3 protein-coding genes are annotated in these 1,251 nt (G+C 56.9%); 1 reads left to right on the forward strand and 2 read right to left on the reverse strand.

What is annotated here, in order from left to right; all coding sequences use genetic code 11:
* Positions 1-451, reverse strand: a 451-nt coding sequence (locus tag GEU01_RS23895; protein WP_198284481.1) for an IS4/Tn5 family transposase DNA-binding protein, incomplete at its 3' end; no start/stop codon positions are given.
* Positions 452-453: 2 nt separating this feature from the next.
* Here GEU01_RS23895 and GEU01_RS21925 point away from each other — a divergent pair.
* Positions 454-909, forward strand: a complete 456-nt coding sequence (locus GEU01_RS21925; RefSeq protein WP_019087689.1) for a cation:proton antiporter domain-containing protein — start codon at positions 454-456, stop codon at positions 907-909.
* Here GEU01_RS21925 and GEU01_RS21930 read toward each other — a convergent pair.
* On the reverse strand, positions 897-1,251 hold a 355-nt coding region (locus GEU01_RS21930; protein WP_019086449.1), incomplete at its 5' end, for a transposase. The genes GEU01_RS21925 and GEU01_RS21930 overlap by 13 nt on opposite strands.

Consider the following 1,251-nt stretch of genomic DNA (forward strand, 5'->3'; position numbering starts at 1 on the left):
TTTTTTCCCTGCCTCCCGTAGAGACCTTGGTAAACCCGATCTTTTCGGGAGATGCTCGGGTGAAGGAAAACTCCGTTGTATCCTGCAGGATCAGGACTGGCCCTGCAGTCGCATCGAAACGCTGGGCGGTAGCAGAAAAATGCCCTTCAAGGATTTTGTCTTCGCTTACATTTGCATTTGCAAAAAATCTATATGCTGCCTTGGTCGCAGACCAATCCTGAAATGCCGTCGGGAGAGACTTGCCCGGTCGTTCAGCAAGTGCCGCGAGCATCGTGCCCAGACGCCTGTTCAGGCGCTCGTCGCCAAGGTCAGATCCGGATATTTCCTGTATGACCCAATCCTGTACCATTCTCACACCCCGCCTGCATAAAGGTGACAGAAAAGGAATCACAACAGATTCATCTGCATCAAGCACAAAATTCAAGAACAGCAGATTTGTGGGTAACTGCAAGGATGACCGAAGGCATACGTGTCGCGTTCCTGTCGCGCGGCCGGCGGCCGGGATGGCGGCCATTCTTCAGTTTCGTCGCCATCATGGGATGGTGCGGCATGCGTGGCGTGGTCAGCCTTGCCATCGTGCTGGCGCTGCCTGCCGAAATGCCGAACCGTGATATCATGCAGATCGCGACCTTCGTGGTCATTCTGGTGACCGTTCTGGGGCAGGGAACAACCATTGGCTGGGTCATCCGCATGACCGGGGGGGAACGGGGGCCGTCGCGCGGGCAGCGCCATCACCTGTCGGTGTCGCAGGCGCGCGCGCTGATCGCGCGGTCACAGGAACATGCCATGCGGCAGCTGGCCTTTGCCCCCGATGGACAGATCGTCCATTCCCGTCTGCTGGAACAGTACGCCTACCGTGCGGAACTGGCTGAACGCTTCATACCAACCGTTGATTGCTATAACCCATGAGCCCAATTGCGCAGTCCGATTGACATGATGCGCCATGGTTGATTGACGAGCTGGTTCCAGGCATGGCAGGCGATATCAACGATATCGTCATAGGTTCTGAAGATCCTGTTTGAGAGCCATGTATTGCGCAGGAACTGCCAGAGATTTTCCACCGGGTTCAGTTCAGGAGCCCGGGGAGGCAGCGGGAGAATGGTGATATTGTAGGGAACATCCAGCTTCTGACTGGTATGCCATGCGGCCTGATCCACAATGAGGACGGCGTGAGCGCCCTGCGCGACCGTGCGTGAAATCTCCGCGAGATGGAGCTGCATGCCGTGCAGGTTGCAGACAGGGAGCACGAGG

Origin of the sequence: Komagataeibacter europaeus LMG 18890, assembly GCF_000285295.1 — a bacterium.
GTDB lineage: Bacteria > Pseudomonadota > Alphaproteobacteria > Acetobacterales > Acetobacteraceae > Komagataeibacter > Komagataeibacter europaeus.

Coding starts and splice junctions, on each gene's coding strand:
- GEU01_RS21925 (WP_019087689.1), top strand. CDS start 454: ATGACCGAAGGCATACGTGTCGCGTTCCTGTCGCGCGGCCGGCGGCCG.